Source organism: Francisella philomiragia (genome assembly GCF_018135955.1).
Taxonomy (GTDB): domain Bacteria; phylum Pseudomonadota; class Gammaproteobacteria; order Francisellales; family Francisellaceae; genus Francisella; species Francisella philomiragia.
Genome location: NZ_CP063138.1, coordinates 727058 through 743459 on the forward strand (window position 1 = coordinate 727058; position 16402 = coordinate 743459).

The following is a 16402-nucleotide window of genomic DNA, read 5'->3' on the forward strand; positions in this document are numbered from 1 at the left end:
GAGTGCTAAATTATGAAAATAACTGGCTCTCAAGCTATTGTTAAGTCGTTAGAAGCTCTTGGGGTTGATTGTATTTTTGGATATCCTGGTGGAGCAATTATGCCTACGTATGATGCTTTACATGAGGCAAAAGATACAATTCATCATGTACTTGTCCGTCATGAGCAAGGAGCTGTACATGCGGCTGTAGGCTATGCTAGGGCTACTGAAAAAGTAGGGGTGGCTATAGCAACTTCAGGACCGGGGGCAACAAATCTTATAACAGGAATTGCTGATGCTCAGATTGATTCTGTTCCTCTTGTTTGTATTACAGGTCAAGTTTTTAGTCCATTATTAGGTACAGATGCATTCCAAGAAGCAGATATTATTGGTATGTCTGTAGCAGCAACCAAATGGAACTATCAAATTACAGATCCCAACGAGATCCCAGAAATATTCAAAAAAGCATTTGAGATAGCATCAAATGGTAGACCAGGTGCTGTGCTTATTGATATTACAAAAGATGCACAAGTCGGTATGATGGAGTATAAGGAAGCAGTTGGTAATAAGCTAGGTAAATGGTTGCATAAGCCTACTATAAATATGGATGATATTTTAAAAGCATCTGAATATATTAACAATGCTAAAAAACCTATTTTAATTACAGGTCATGGAGTAATGCTTTCTGGAGCAGAGGAAGCAGTATTGAAATTAGCTGAGAAGGCAAATATACCTGTTGTGAGTACTTTACTAGGCTTGTCAGCATTTCCTTATAATCATGAGCTGTATAAAGGTATGTTAGGCATGCATGGTAATTATGCAGCAAATGTTCTTTGTAATGAAGCTGATGTAGTAATTGCTGTGGGTATGAGATTTGATGATAGAGTAACTGGTGATTTGAATCATTATTTACCAAATGCGAAGATTATCCATATAGAAATTGACCCTTCTGAAATTAACAAAAATGTTAAAGCTGATATTGGTATCAATGCTGATGCGAAAGAGGCACTAAATTGTTTGTTACCATATATAGCTAATAATTCTCATAATGAATGGCATAACGAGTTTGCATCTGAGCATCAAAAAGAAGTAGATGCTGTAATAAGAGATGAAACTATGCCGACGGAAGGTGAATTGAAAATGGCTGAAGTAATAAGTCTTTTATCTAAAGCTACAGACGGTCGTGCTATAATAGTTTCAGATGTTGGTCAACATCAGATGATTGCTGCTAGATATTATCAGTTTTTAGAAACTAACTCTCATATTAGTTCTGGTGGTTTGGGAACTATGGGATTTGCTCTTCCGGCAGCAATTGGTGCAAAGATGGGGGTTAAGGATGGTAGAACTGTAGTTGCTGTAATAGGCGATGGCGGTTTTCAGATGAATATACAAGAGTTAGCTGTGCTTAACCAAGAAGGAATTAATGTTAAAATTCTAATTCTGAATAATTCATTCTTGGGTATGGTTCGCCAGTGGCAGGAATTATTTTTTGAGAGTAGATACTCTTATACAAAAATATCATCACCAGATTTTGTGAAAGTAGCAGAAGCATATGGAATACAAGCTAAAAGAGTAAAAGAGAGAAAAGATCTAAAAGATGCTATAGAAAGATTTCTTAATTCTGACAGTTCATATTTGCTTGAGGTAATGGTAGAAAATCAGGAAAATGTTTTTCCTATGGTTCCAGCTGGTGAATCAATTAGTAACACAAAGCTAGGTAGAGAGGAGTAGAGCTATGAGCGAAAATATATATTTTATAACAATGAATACTGAAAATACTCTTTGTGTGTTACAAAGAATTTCTTCTGTTTTATCACGTAATCGTGTAAATATAGAACAGTTAACAGTTTTTGAAACGGCAAATAAAGGTATTTCTCATTTCAATTTGGTAGTACATAGTACACAAGATAAGATAGAAAAAATCGTAAAAAAACTGGCAAATGTGATCGAAGTAATAGATATTAATATTACAAACTGTTTACCTATGCAGGGAGCTGTAGTGAGTGAAATTCCACAAAATGTAAAAACAGTTAGTCAAAGAAAAGCAGCTTAATTAAAATTTAGGAGAATATAATAAATGGCAAAAATGAAATTTGGTAGTGTAGAAGAAACAGTTGTAACACAACAAGAATTTACTTTAGAGAAAGCTTTAGAAACTCTAAAAGACGAGACTATTGCAATTATTGGTTATGGAGTACAAGGACCAGCTCAAGCTCTTAATTTAAGAGATAATGGTTTTAATGTAATAATCGGGCAAAGAGAAAACTCTAAATCATGGGACAAAGCTATCGAAGATGGTTGGGTTGCTGGTAAATCTCTATTTAACATTGCTGAAGCTACTGCTAAAGGTACAATTGTTGTTAACTTGTTATCAGATGCTGGTCAGATTGCTTCTTGGAATACTATTAAAGAGAACCTTAAGTCAGGTGATTTATTAATGTTCTCTCATGGTTTTGGTGTGACTTATAATGAAAAAACTAGCATTATTCCACCAGCAGATGTTGATGTTGCTTTAGTAGCACCAAAAGGTTCTGGTACTAGTGTTAGAAGATTATTCTTAGCTAAGAAAGGTATCAACTCAAGCTATGCAATCTATCAAGATGCTACAGGTAATGCTGAAAAAAGAACTTTAGCTTATGGCATAGGTGTAGGTTCTGGTTATTTATTTGAAACTACTTTTGAAAAAGAAGTTTATAGTGATTTAACTGGTGAGAGAGGTGTTCTTATGGGTGCTCTTGCTGGAATTATTGAAGCTCAATATGAAGTTTTACGTGCAAATGGACACTCTCCAAGTGAAGCTTTCAATGAGACTGTTGAAGAGTTAACACAAAGTTTAGTACCTTTAGTTGCTGAAAATGGTATGGACTGGATGTTTGCAAACTGTTCTACTACAGCTCAAAGAGGTGCTTTAGATTGGGCTCCTAAATTTAGAGATGCTACTAAAGGTGTGTTTGCTGAATTGTATAATGAAGTAAAAAATGGTAATGAAGCACAACGTACTATTGATAAAAACAGTCACGCTGATTATCGTAAAGATCTTGAGAAAGAGCTTGAAGAACTTAGCCAAAAAGAAGTATGGCAAGCTGGTAAAACAGTTAGATCTCTTCGTCCTAATAAGTAATTAAATTATAAAACTATCATCTCTAATATTTATCTATAAAAATTTATAAATTTACTTAGAATTATATAATAGATATATCCTTTGATTATTAGGCTATTTTTTTCAAAAAATTCTCTATAAACTCTATTCTTTGTTCAGCAGTTTTAGTATTTTTTGTGATAAGTATATCTTGTTCTTTTGTGATTCTAAAATCAGCAGGCTGAGCTTGAATTAGCTTTATTAGCTTTTGAGGCTCAAATTTAGTAGTATTAGCAAAATTAATCTTACCAGATGTGGCAAACATTTTTATTTGTCCAATGCCTAGACTTATAGCATCAATTTTGATGTGAGCAACTTTTAGAAGATATAACACTTCAATAGGTAGCCTACCAAAACGATCAATAAGTTCAATTTTTATATTTACTAATTCTTTATGATCGGCTTTTGAAATTCGTTTATAAATGTTTAACCTAGTATTTACATCACTAATATAGTAATCAGGAATTAGTGTTGGAATATTAAGTTCAACTTCACAAACAGTTGAGTTAATGACATCTTCAATATTCAGCTCCTTCCCAGCTTTAAGATTAGCAATCGTTTTATCTAAGAGGTCCATATATAGATTTAGACCTATACCATCAATATTACCACTTTGTTCTTGTCCAAGAATCTCTCCAGCTCCACGAATTTCTAAATCATGATTTGCGAGTGTAAAGCCACCACCAAGTGAATCAGTGCTACCAATAGCCTCTAACCTTTTTGTAGCATCTTTTGTAATACTACCTTCACTAGGAACTAGCATATATGCGTAAGCTTGATGGTGTGAACGACCAACTCGACCTCTTAGTTGATGTAATTGAGCTAGACCTAGATTGTTAGCATCTTCGATAATTAAAGTATTAGCATTTGGAATATCGATACCTGTTTCAATAATTGTGGTACAAAGTAATATATGATATTTATTATGCTTAAAGTCAAACATTATCTTTTGAATTTCTTTTTCACTCATCTGACCATGAGCAATAGCTATTCTCAAACGAGGGAATAATTCTTGAAGAATTTCTTTTTTCTTTTGAATAGTATCGACTTTATTATAAAGATAGAAAATTTGTCCCCCACGAATGGTTTCACGACTTACAGCTTCACGAATTATGTTATTATCATATTCCTTAACAAATGTTTTTACAGATAAACGTTTTGCAGGGGGAGATGCAATAATTGATAAGTCACGAAGTGCTGAAAATGCCATACTTAAACTACGTGGAATAGGAGTTGCTGACATTGTTAGAATATCTATTTCAGCTTTCAGGGCTTTTAATTTTTCTTTTTGCGCGACACCAAAGCGATGCTCCTCATCAATAATTAATAATCCCAAGTTATTAAAGTCAATTTTTGAGGATATAAGCTTATGTGTACCAATTATTATATCAACTGTACCTTTTTTGAGATTATCAAAAAGCTCTTCTTGTGCTTTTGCTGTTTTTGAACGAGTTATAACCTCTATATTTACAGCAGTATTAGCAAACCTGTCTTTAAAACTATTATAGTGTTGTTGAGCTAAAATAGTTGTAGGTACTAGAATAGCTACTTGCTTTTGATTCTGAGTTGCTAGAAATGCTGCTCGCATCGCAATTTCTGTTTTTCCAAAACCAACATCACCACAAATAAGTCTGTCCATTGGCTTAGCAGATATCATGTCTTTGAAGACATCATTTATCGCTAAGATTTGATCAGGAGTCTCTTCATATGGAAAATCTGCACAGAATCGTAGGTATTCTTCTTCATCTAAAGAATTGCTGAATCCTTGTCGCATTTCTCTTCTTGCATATATTTCTAAGAGATTTGCAGCAACATCGATAATCTTTTTGATAGTCTTTTCTTTTTGCTTTTTCCATTTATCTGAACCAAGTTTATTTAATGCTATTTTTTCAGTAATAGAAGAGTTATAAATAGAAATTAGATTTAATGAAGTGATTGGCACATAAATTTTTGCATCATTTGCATATCTTAGAAGTATAAACTCATCTTTTTTACCATTTAATTCAATACTTTCTAAGCCTTCGTATCTACCAATACCATGATCAATATGGACTACATGCATTCCGGGCTTTAGATCAGTCAGATCTTTAAGGTCAACAGTAGGGTGATGATCATGTTCTGATATTTTAGAAGAATTTTGAATATGCTCAGGAAAAAGATCTGATTCAGTAATTAATATGATTTTCTTATCAATTATTACACCTTCTTGAAAAGGTGAGATAATTAAGCAAAATTTATCTTTGATTTTAAGAGCATCGTCAAAACTTTTTGCAATTCTTATATTTAACTGTAATTTATTCAAATGTTCTAAAAGTATTTCACCACGTCCATTCGAATCAGTTGAAAATATAACTTTATCAAAATTAGAGCTATCTATTAATTTTTGTAAATCCCTAAAAGGATTAGCTAATTTATAGTTTGCTGAGATTTTTTCTAGATGATCTATATTTAGAGTTTTAGACTTAGATTTTGGTTGTTGGAACCATTTGGTATGTTGATGTTTTTCATACAGATCTTTGACTTCTTTTTGTGAATAAAAAAGTTCTTGATATGGTAAAACAGGTCTATCAATATCATGCTTTAACTCGTTATATCTATATTTAACCTCTTCTGAGAATGCTTCAATTGAGTTGCTAATATTGTCAATAAGGTGGATATTTGCAGACTTTGGTAAGTAGTCAAATAGACTAACAAGTTCAGGATAAAATAATGGTAAATAGAACTCTATACCACTAAAGTATTCATTATTTTTTATATATGTTGCAATAGTTGAATTTTGCGATTGTTCACCACATAGTATTTTGAGTTTTTCTAATGCTAAAGAAGTATTTTGTGAATTATAAATCAGCTCATGTGAAGGCATAATATTTATAGATTTTATTTCTTTGCCAGAGCGTTGAGTTTCTGTATCTAACTCTTTGATTGTATCAACTTCATCATCGAAAAGATCAATTCTAAAAGCTACTTTTGATCCAACTGGGAAAATATCAATAATACTACCACGAATACTAAATTCACCTTTTTCAAAAACATTGTTTACTAAAGTATATCCAGCTTCGGTTAGTAATACTTTTTGTTTAGTTATATCTAAGCTATCACCTATCTTAAGTATGAAACTATGTTCTTTGATAAACTTGGCAGGTGGAAGTTTTCTTAATGTATTTGAAATACTTGTTATTACTAGAGTATTTTTAGGATTTTGTGTAAGTTTATGCAATATTTCTTGTCTTCTTGAGATAATGTCTATTGCTGCAGAGAATCTATCATAAGGTAGTATTTCTAAGTTAGGAAAATAGAATACCTCTATTTTTGAGTCTTTATTTAGATACTTTAATTCATCATAAATTCTATGTGCTTGTTGAGAGTCTTCAGCAACTATTAGATTAAAGTCGCGATTTTGTTTAAGATATTCGTTAAACAAAATGCTAAAAGAAGAACCATAAGCATTAGACACAATAGTATCTTTTGCAGATATTTGATTGTTGAGCATTAAAATTTAGTAGATTAGAAATTATTAGAATAAATAATAATATAAATTAGTCTCTATCGCCAGCTACAGCACCAAAGATTTGTAATAGAGTTACGAAGATATTAAATAGAGAAACATATATGTTAACAGTTGCTAAGATATAGTTAGTTTCTTCACCTCTTACGATAGCATTTGTTTGCCATAAGATAAATCCACCAGAGATAAATGCAAACACTAATGAAATCACGAAACCTAAAGCTGGTATTTGTAAGAAGATATTAAGCACTAGAGCAACTATTGCAACAATAGCGCCTATAGCACAGAATGTTCCCACTCTATTAAAGTTTCTAGCAGGGCTCATAGCAACTACAGATAGGCCTAAGAAAATTAGACCTGTAGTACCAAAAGCCATCATTATAAGTTCAGCACCATTTGAAAATGCTTGGATGTAATGATTTAATATTGGTCCTAGCGAGTAGCCTAAGAGTCCTGTTAATGCAAAAGTCAAAACTATGCCCCAAGGCGAGTTTTTAGTAGCATTAATACCAAATAGTATGCCAATGTAAACTACTAGTAAAATTATTGGATTAAGCATAAAGCCAGCACCACTAGAAGCTTGTACAAATGCGATATAAGCAGTAAATGCACTAAATAGTAGAGTCATTGATAGTAACCAGTATGTATTTCTAAGAACCTTGTTAGCTCTTAGTGCAGACTCTTGTGATAGAGAATCTATTACACGAGTATTGTTTTCAAAGTTATTCATTTTTTCTCCTTTTTTAAATGTTTTATATATGAATAAAATTCAATCAGCTAAGATTATAGCATAATTGTATATTCTTAAATATGGGGTACGAAGTTAAAATTACAAGAAAATTATTTATAAACTAATAGAGATATCATATAAAAAAGAGACAAATATTAAAGAAGAAAATATTAGATACAATAAGCTAGTTGTGATAACTTCATTTCTACCGCCAGCAAGTATCTTACCAAGTGAGAAATATATCGGGACAATAAAAATATTTAAAACTAAAGCTAATATAGTGGCAAAAATCAAAGCTAAATTGCAAAAAAGAACATTGTTGGTAAAAATAGCTATCATTAAAATAAAAACTCTAAAAGTTTCTATATATAGCATAGTTTTTATGATATGAGATTTGGTAATTGATTCTATGCGTAATGTTATTAGTTTGAATCTCCATCCGAAATATATGATTATACATATAAAATACCCAGCTAGTAGAAATAGTGATGTACTTAATGGAGAATTGAGATATTTTGGATTCATAACATTTTCATATCTAAGAAAGCTAAGATAAAAGATTTTATTTACTGCGAGAAGACCTAAGCTAAAATATACATATTTTAGAAGGTTTATACCACTTTCTTTATTGTTTGAAATAGTAAGAATATGCAGATAAATCAAAGATAGTGGTAAGATAACCAAGTTTAGACTACTAAAGACATTAAGATTCTGTAGCAAATAGAATAAAATAAATGAAAATATAAAGAAAATTAATAATACCCCATAAAAGCTGATATTAAATCGTTCAGTCTGATTAGTTAGAGAAGTGTTTAGTTTATAGCTATTTTTTAAGAAAAAAACTAATAAAAATATAGTTATAAATAGATAAAATATTTTAAAATTATACATATCTTTAAAGATTGTAATATAAGAGATAATCCCTATTGCAATGCCAAGTAAAGCACTAGAGTAGACACCTATAAAACCATAAATTCTACGTAAATCAGTTTTTAGATAAAAAGCACTTAAGTTGAATAGAAGATTAACAATAACAATTGCTACTCCAATCCATAATACCGAGCAACTAAATAATATGATATTATGTATAAATGACAGAATCATAGCGATGATTATGAGCTGTAGTCCATGAACTATTGATTTGGTTGAACCAAAGAGATAATTACTGATACAACCAAAAATTCCAGCAAAAAAGATTACAAAGAGATAGTCATTTCTATTATAAAATAAGTCAATATCACCGTAACTATTTAAAATAGTCATAAAAGGTCCGATACATAAACATATGCAAAATGTCATAAATGCTATAATATGCAGACCTTTGGGTTGATTGAAGTGAATATTTACTTTAGATATTTTTTTAATATTTCTCATTATCTAAGCACTAACTCTTGTAATTTTGTTAAATAATTTTGCTCATCTGGTAGAGTATTATATTTCTGTGATAGCCACATTTCCTCTGCTAGATAGTCTATCATAAGATGATGTACTTTATGCTCATCATTGTTATATTTACTAAGTAGCTGATGATACGTGGTATTTATCCCAACAGGGCGATTAGTTTGTACTTGTTCAATAATTGCTAAATGAAGGCTAATATGCAAAAAAGGATTTATTTGTCCCATCTCAGGCGAATAATCTTTATCAATGTTTTCAATAGTAATTTGCTTATGATATTCAGGGTGTAACTCTATAATTCTAGATATTTGTTCTTCAATAGCTGTTAGTGGTTGTTTATTTAGAAACTTATTCCAGCTATCTATAAAAAGTTTGCGAAGCTGATATCTATCATGAGAGAAAATCATAAATATTTTTCCTTATCCTTAAATTCACAGTACTGAAAAATTATACAATTACGACATTTAGGTTTTTGAGCTATGCATATATATCTACCATGTAGTATTATCCAATGATGTGCATCTTGAAGATACTCTTTAGGAATTACACGTAAGAGTTTTTTTTCAACTTCATTGACATTTTTACCTTTTGCTAATGGTATACGATTAGCAAGTCTAAAAATATGAGTATCAACCGCCATAGTTGGTTGATTAAATGCTGTGTTAAGAACTACATTTGCAGTTTTTCTACCGACACCCGCTAGAGATATTAGATCATCGAAGTTATCAGGCACTTGGCTATTAAATTTTTCGATTAAATCTTTACATGTTGCGATCACATTTTTTGCTTTAGTTTTATATAACCCAATAGATTTAATATATTGGGCTAACTTTTGTTCACCAAGAGCATATATTGCTTCAGGAGTATTGGCAATTTTATATAAAATTTGAGTAGCCTTATTCACACTGACATCAGTGGCTTGAGCTGATAAAATAACTGCAATCAATAGTTCGAAGTTAGAGTTATATTCAAGCTCAGTCGTCGGATGAGGATCATTTTTTTTCCAAGTTTCAAAAATTTGGATTCTCTTCTGTCTATTCATTATTTGGTGTAGACTTTTTTCTATTTTTATATTTCGCTAATGAAGCAGCAATATAAGCTTTTTTATCTATTTCTTGAGCAGTAGCAATATTTTTATAAACGGCTCTTTGCTTAGCTTTTGTTTGATTTACTCTATACTTATGATATTCATATCTATCTCGGTAATGATTTTTTTGTTGAGTATATTGCTTCTCATCTAGATTACTAGGTTGCATATCTGTAGCTAAATCAACTAGAGATATACAATCCATCGGACATGGTTCAATACAAAGTTCACAACCAGTACATTCGGATTCAATTATAGTGTGCATGAATTTTTTTGAACCTACAATAGCATCAACTGGGCATGCAAGTAAGCATTTCTCACAACCAATACACATTGATTCATCAATCTTTGCTACAGCACGAAGCTTGTATTCTCCAAGTGAGCTATCTAGTGGTATTTCAGGTTTATTTAAAAGTTTTGATAATTCTTTTAAAGTCTTTTCTCCACCAGTTATACACTTGTTGTGCTTTTCACCATTTGTAATAGCTTTAGCATAACTATAACAGTCATCATAAGTACATTTTTGGCATTGTGTCTGTGGTAGTATTTTATCAATTGCTTCTATGGATATAATCATCTTAATATAGTTCTATATTTGTTTTGGTTTCGATATTTTTTATGTAATTGCTAATATTATTAGGAATCTCAAGCAAATCCCTAGCCATAGTTAGTATGAAAAATACTGGAAAAATATTTATATCATCCCAAGAGAAGTTATCACCATTGATGAAAGGAGTTTTAACAAAGGGAGCTATTTCTCTAAGAATTTTATTTATCGCTATAATTGAGTCGTAGGGAGGATTTCTAAGCAGAGCATCAAAATCACCAATATATTGAGATTTTTTATTTATAAAATAATCTTTAGCACTTTGTGTTGGGAAATCACATTCATTACGAGGATGATGTGGAATACGAGGATATACTATTCTGCGATAATGCTCAGCTAGTTTAGCAACAGACTCTTTGGCGTAATTATCAATCGTTGATTCTGCTATCTCAAAATTTTGAGTTTTTGCTATAAACTTACAGATTTCATCACTTTCTTTTATAAATGTTCCGTCATCTTTCTCTAAGAAAGGAACCTGCTTAGAACCAATTCTGTCTATATGAGATTTCTCATCATCATTTGCTAAGATTATCATCTCATAGTCTAATTTGCTTAGATCTGCCACTAGTCTAACTTTTATACAATAGGAGCAGTGATGGTAAAGATATATTTTCATATTTTATTAGTATTTTCAAACCTATGAGGCTAATTATATCATTTATCACAATTAGATAAATGTCTTAAAACATTATTGATATGAGATATTTTTAGTGATTATAATTATTTTTAATAGATATTAAAAAGTTATATTGGCCGGAGAGTGTTTCCAATAGTCTTGACTTTTACCCATTTTATAGCCTAATTCGTATAACTGATTCATTTCTAGATTATCAAATGGTTCTTGTGATATCGGATTGTAACTATATGGGATGTATGTGAAATTATATTTAAAACCATCTTTCATACTTAGGTAATATATTCTGAATAAATCACCTACACCTTGAGATGTAGTTAAAGTGAATAGCGCTTTAGTTCCTATTGATAAAAAACTTTGATCAACAGGAACATAATCTTTATGAATTTTACTATTGCGAATTATATATAATGATTTATCAATTTCATCATGATAGTTGATTTTGTTTAAAGCCTCTGAAAAATCAACACTAAAACCGTATAAAAACACCTCTGTCATCATGCCACCATCAACATGTAATTCATCATAATCTTTATGGTCTACTTTGACATCAAATTTTACTGGAGGAAACGCTACTGGTATGGATGCAGAAGCTAATAGTATCTTTCTAATAAGCGCTAGAGATTTTTCTTTGTCTGGTTGAATCGCAATTTCTCCAATATTCCAAATGTTAACTCTTTGATTGTCAATATTAGTAGTGCCAATATATAGTCTTCTACCTTTATTATGAGCCTTGATAATATCATCGAAAACTTCTTGATTCATATATTTCTCAATTAGTTTTTCAAGTGGTTTGGTTGATGCTAAAGAGGCAGAGTTACCCAATACAGCATTAGTTAGATCAATTTCAAAGACATCTTCAGCTGAAATTGTTGTAAATGCTTCTTTTAATCTTTGATCATATTTTTCACCTAAAAAAGCAAATGGAGCTACTAAAGCCCCTGTACTTATGCCTGTGACTAAATAAAATTCAGGCCTTTTTCCAGACTGGGACCATCCATTGATAATACCAGCACTAAATGCACCATCACTACCACCTCCTGATAGAGCTAAAATATCTATTTTTGGTTTTTTACCTTGATTTGATAAATATGTTTTCAAACTTTGTTCTAAATCCTTTTGAAAATATTCATTTTTACCGTATCCGTGAGCTCTAACTGTTTCATAGCCTTTTACGTTGGCTTGTTGAGCATATTCTTTAGGTACAGGATTTCTTGTTGAACTACTACAGCTTATAATAACTGTCATCACTAATAGTAAAAATAAGTTTCTGAGTATTATTCTGAAGTTTAATTTTTTTATATTCATTATTTTTTGTGAGATGGTACTAAAGATTCATCAAAAATTTTTTAAGATAATATCATAATTCAAAAAGAATTTATTTGTTATATTCAATATTCATTTTTTCACAAATGAGTAATACTATAAACCTATTGTATTTTCAAAAGAGTAAATATGTTTAAAGATCTAAAAACAAAACAGAGCTTTACAATTGCGGCAATTACATTCTGGGGGCAATTTGCTACCTATAGTTTTAATGCTATTTTAATTTTATACCTAACAAAATCAGTACTAGATTATGGTATTGGTTTCTCAGAAAGCCATGCTTATTCATTTCAAGGTATTTATAAGGCGATGAATTATGCAATCATTATGTTTGGTGGATATATTGCAGATAGATATCTTGGTTTGAGAAGATCTATATTTTGGGGTAGTTTGTTACTTGCTTTTGCATACTTAGCAGTATTTTTAAGTGGCTTTATGGTGCATTTCAGTAATGAGTTTTTTATTTTTGCATTTGCTTTGGTTCCTGTATGTGGCTCTTTGCAGTTAGGAACAGCATCAGCTATGGTATCAAAAATTTATAGCAAAGATCCTGTGCATGCAAAAAGTGGTATGACAATGTTTTATATATCTATTAACTTGGGTAGTTTACTAGCTTATTTAGTAGCTCCTTCATTAATTGGATATCAATTTGGTGCTTTAGCAGTATTAAGTGTGGTTTTTGTTGGTAAGTTAATAGCGATAGCAAACTTTTCTTATAGATATAAAATCTATGACAATGTCGTTGACGAAATTGATAAAAAGCCAATGACAAATATGGCTAAAAAAGTTGTTTTAGGATATCTGGCTATAGTATATGTTTTTACAGTAATTTGTTATCACTATCCAGATTATGCAAATGTTGTTGTGGCAGGCATCAGCATGTTCTGTTTATTACTATTTTTATTTAGGACAATATTTTTCTTAAGAGATGATGTGCGTATTAAGCAAATAGTAGGTCTGATATTAATAGTCGTAGCAGTAGTATTTTTTGTTATCTATAATCAAATGGAATCTACTCTTGTCATGGCTGCAAAGAATAACTCAGATCTTTTGATGTTTGGGTTTAGTGTAAATCCTGCAAGCTATCAGATGGTTAACCCAGTTTTGATAATATTTGGTGGTATGTTACTTATAAGAATATATCCACTTTTACCAAGATTTTATATACCTTACCAGTTTGCTGTTGGAGTTTTGATGGCTGCTATGGGGTTGTTTATAATGTATTATGGATTCTCTGTAGCAAATGATGGTCTAATTAGTGGTAATTATATTACCTTATCGTATGTATTAATCTCGATATCAGAGTTGTTTGTAAGTGCAATTGGACTGAGTATGATAGGTATATACTGTGATAGTAAAACAATAGGTTTTGCAATGGGTGCATGGTATATATCTTCATCTATGGCAAATTCTATTACAGGATTATTAAACCAAGTAGTAGCTCTTCCAAAAGATGGTGTTAGTGCCGTAGATAGTGCTAGTTTGTATCAAAATTATTTTTTTGATACAAGTGTGAGTGTTATGTTTGTAGGAGTATTTGTGCTTATACTTGCATATTTTTTGATAAGATTTATGAGAAGAAAAAATATAGAATTTGTATAAATATTAACCTAAATTAGGAGCATTAAAGTTTCTTTTAGCAGCTTCTTGATCTAGCAGATATAAACCACTATCTTTAACAATTTTGATCTTATTAATCATATCACCAACAGTAGCTTCCTCCTCAACTTGTTCATCTATAAACCATTGTAAGAAACTCTTAGTAGCATGTTCTCTTTCTTCTAGTGCTATATCCATTAGATTATAAAATCTAGTCGTAACTTCTTGCTCATGCTCAAGAGTTGTTTCAAAAGCTTCAAGTAACGAATTAAAATTATTTTGTGGTGCAGCAACAGATTTAACCTCAATACGACCATTTTTATCATAGATAAATTTCATGATCTTTTTTGCATGGAAAAGCTCTTCTTCATACTGAGCCATAAACCAATTAGTGAAGCCACCCAAACCAAGGTCAGATGTGTAACCAGCCATAGCAAGATAAAGATTAGCTGATTCTAGCTCATAATTAAATTGGTCATTTAAAGCGTCAAGTAATTTTTGTGATAGCATAGTATTTTCCTTATTTTTTATCGTTCTATTACAGTTTAAATGTTTTTGAAATCATCTGCAAATTATATATAAGTCGATTTTTTATATATGATTGCGAGTAATAATTTCTATAAAATAGATAATCTGAAAGTAAATATTTATAAATAGGAGTTTATCTTTTATAATGTAGTGAAAATTATAGATCAAGCGAATGCTCCAATAATTGTATGAAAGAGATATCTAATATAAAAGTAAAAATTGAGAGTGGTACAAAGTACACTACAGACCATGGTTTTCATGCCGTTAAAGATGGTATTAGAAACAAAAAGGAAAACTCAGTACACATACGCAAACCAGAATGGTTAAAAGTAAAAAAACAAGATTCAAAAGAGTATTTAAAAGTTAAGTCAATAACTAAAAAACATAGATTATCGACGGTTTGTGAAGAAGCAAAGTGTCCAAATATCAATGAGTGTTGGTCTCATGGAACAGCTACAATTATGTTGATGGGTGCTGTGTGTACTAGAGCTTGCAAGTTTTGTTCAGTAGATACAGGTAATCCAAAAGGATGGCTAGATAAAGAAGAGCCTCAAAATACAGCCGAAAGTGTCAAGCTTATGAATCTTGAATATGTCGTATTAACATCTGTAGATCGTGATGATTTAGTTGATGGTGGTGCAGGACACTATGCAGCTACAATTACTGCTATCAAAAATCTTGATGAGAACATAAAGGTTGAGGCATTGACTCCTGATTTTGCTGGGGTTAAAGAAAATGTTGATAAAATTATTAATACAAAAGTTGATGTAATAGCTCAGAATATAGAGACTGTAGAGCGTTTGACTCATCCTGTGCGAGATCCAAGAGCTGGATACTGGCAGACTTTGGAGTTTTTGAGATATGTTAAACAAAAATCTCCTAATATCCTGACTAAAACTAGTATTATGGTAGGTCTTGGCGAGACTGATGAAGAAATATATAAGACTATGGATGATGCGCGTAGTGTGGGTGTGGATATAATAACTCTTGGTCAATATATGCAGCCTACTAAACATCATTTGAGTGTAGAAAGATTTGTTACGCCACAGCAATTTGAAGAATATCGTAGAGTTGGACTTGAAAAAGGATTTTTAGAAGTAGCATCAGGTCCTATGGTTAGATCAAGCTATAGAGCAGACAGAGTTTTCAAAAGAAATAATCTAGACTTATAAAATAATAAAACATAAAGGTGAATTTAAAATGGCAAAAATAGCTGTAGTATTATCTGGATGTGGTTATCTAGATGGCTCAGAGATACAAGAGACTGTTTTAACAATACTAGCATTAGAAAAACAAGGTGTAGAATGGCAAGGAGTTGCGCTTAATAAAAATCAAAAACATGTTATCAATCATCTTCATCAAAGTGTTGATAGCAAAGCATCTCCTCGAAATATTTTAGAAGAATCTGCACGTATCACTAGAGGTAATGTTATCGATATAGCAGATGCAGATAGTGATGAGTATGATGCAATCATTTTTCCGGGCGGTTTTGGTGCAGCCAAAAATATTATGGATTTTGCATTTGTTGGTGACGAAAGTTATCAAATGAATCAAGATGTGTTGACTTTTGCGAGAGCTTTTTATTTGGCAGATAAACCTGCTGGATATATATGTATTGCACCATTGATGATTCCCTTAGTATATCCAGAGGGTACAAAAGCAACTATCGGTACAGATGAGAATACATCTGCTATCCTAGAGAAAAAGGGTGCAGAAGCTATTCTTATGGATGCGACAGATATATGCGTTGATGAATCTGTAAAAGTTGTGTCAACTCCAGCATATATGTGTGCTAAAAATATTTTAGAAGTATCTCAAGGTATTGATAAATTAGTAGAAAAAGTAGTTAGTTATATATAAATAAAGTAGG

15 protein-coding genes are annotated in these 16402 nt (G+C 31.2%); 6 read left to right on the plus strand and 9 right to left on the minus strand.

The annotated features are described in order from the left end of the window. The first annotated feature begins 12 nt into the window (after positions 1-12). From ilvB to ilvC, 3 genes are read left to right on the plus strand one after another with little or no spacing between them, the layout of a single operon-like run. Positions 13-1710: a biosynthetic-type acetolactate synthase large subunit gene (ilvB, locus tag IMS64_RS03495; protein ID WP_211490920.1), complete on the plus strand. Its 1698-nt coding sequence runs from the start codon at positions 13-15 to the stop codon at positions 1708-1710. 4 nt (positions 1711-1714) lie between these two features. After that, positions 1715-2032 (plus strand): acetolactate synthase small subunit, encoded by a 318-nt coding sequence (locus IMS64_RS03500; RefSeq protein ID WP_004287566.1) that lies wholly within the window; start codon positions 1715-1717, stop codon positions 2030-2032. A 24-nt stretch (positions 2033-2056) separates the two neighbouring features. Continuing rightward, positions 2057-3100 (plus strand): ketol-acid reductoisomerase, encoded by a 1044-nt coding sequence (gene ilvC / locus IMS64_RS03505; RefSeq protein ID WP_004287567.1) that lies wholly within the window; start codon positions 2057-2059, stop codon positions 3098-3100. A gap of 88 nt (positions 3101-3188) precedes the next feature. Here ilvC and mfd read toward each other — a convergent pair whose 3' ends face one another. From mfd to IMS64_RS03545, 8 genes are all read right to left on the minus strand, one after another. Beyond that, the gene (gene mfd / locus IMS64_RS03510) at positions 3189-6608 is read right to left on the minus strand and encodes a transcription-repair coupling factor (RefSeq protein ID WP_211490921.1); all 3420 of its coding nucleotides are present in this window, start codon (positions 6606-6608) and stop codon (positions 3189-3191) included. Between the two features lie 46 nt (positions 6609-6654). Continuing rightward, positions 6655-7353, minus strand: a complete 699-nt coding sequence (locus tag IMS64_RS03515) for a Bax inhibitor-1/YccA family protein (RefSeq protein ID WP_211490922.1) — start codon at positions 7351-7353, stop codon at positions 6655-6657. Between the two features lie 114 nt (positions 7354-7467). Further along, a complete protein-coding gene (locus IMS64_RS03520) occupies positions 7468-8727 on the minus strand; it encodes a hypothetical protein (RefSeq protein ID WP_004287570.1) in 1260 nt (419 codons plus the stop codon). Then, a complete protein-coding gene (locus IMS64_RS03525) occupies positions 8727-9158 on the minus strand; it encodes a DUF1841 family protein (protein WP_211490923.1) in 432 nt (143 codons plus the stop codon). The genes IMS64_RS03520 and IMS64_RS03525 overlap by 1 nt, the downstream gene beginning before the upstream one ends. Next, positions 9155-9793 carry an endonuclease III gene (gene nth / locus IMS64_RS03530; RefSeq protein ID WP_211490924.1) on the minus strand — a complete coding sequence of 213 codons (639 nt, stop codon included), beginning with the start codon at positions 9791-9793 and terminating at the stop codon, positions 9155-9157. The genes IMS64_RS03525 and nth overlap by 4 nt, the downstream gene beginning before the upstream one ends. Next, positions 9786-10415: an RnfABCDGE type electron transport complex subunit B gene (locus IMS64_RS03535; protein WP_211490925.1), complete on the minus strand. Its 630-nt coding sequence runs from the start codon at positions 10413-10415 to the stop codon at positions 9786-9788. The genes nth and IMS64_RS03535 overlap by 8 nt, the downstream gene beginning before the upstream one ends. A 1-nt stretch (position 10416) precedes the next feature. Then, positions 10417-11061 carry a glutaredoxin 2 gene (grxB, locus tag IMS64_RS03540; RefSeq protein WP_211490926.1) on the minus strand — a complete coding sequence of 215 codons (645 nt, stop codon included), beginning with the start codon at positions 11059-11061 and terminating at the stop codon, positions 10417-10419. Between the two features lie 120 nt (positions 11062-11181). Next, on the minus strand, positions 11182-12327 hold the full coding sequence (locus IMS64_RS03545) for a patatin-like phospholipase family protein (RefSeq protein WP_244972916.1): 1146 nt from the start codon (positions 12325-12327) through the stop codon (positions 11182-11184). Between the two features lie 207 nt (positions 12328-12534). Here IMS64_RS03545 and IMS64_RS03550 point away from each other — a divergent pair, with 207 nt between their 5' ends. Continuing rightward, complete coding sequence (locus tag IMS64_RS03550) at positions 12535-14007, plus strand: peptide MFS transporter (protein WP_211490928.1); 1473 nt, start codon at positions 12535-12537, stop codon at positions 14005-14007. Between the two features lie 3 nt (positions 14008-14010). On the opposite strand, the gene IMS64_RS03555 is transcribed toward IMS64_RS03550, so the two are convergent. Further along, positions 14011-14514: a ferritin gene (locus IMS64_RS03555; protein WP_004287576.1), complete on the minus strand. Its 504-nt coding sequence runs from the start codon at positions 14512-14514 to the stop codon at positions 14011-14013. Between the two features lie 206 nt (positions 14515-14720). Between IMS64_RS03555 and lipA the strand changes: the two genes are divergently transcribed. Together lipA and elbB are read left to right on the plus strand one after the other, a co-directional pair. Next, positions 14721-15704: a lipoyl synthase gene (lipA, locus tag IMS64_RS03560; RefSeq protein WP_004287577.1), complete on the plus strand. Its 984-nt coding sequence runs from the start codon at positions 14721-14723 to the stop codon at positions 15702-15704. A gap of 28 nt (positions 15705-15732) precedes the next feature. Then, complete coding sequence (gene elbB / locus IMS64_RS03565; RefSeq protein WP_004287578.1) at positions 15733-16392, plus strand: isoprenoid biosynthesis glyoxalase ElbB; 660 nt, start codon at positions 15733-15735, stop codon at positions 16390-16392. The last annotated feature ends 10 nt before the right edge of the window (positions 16393-16402 follow it).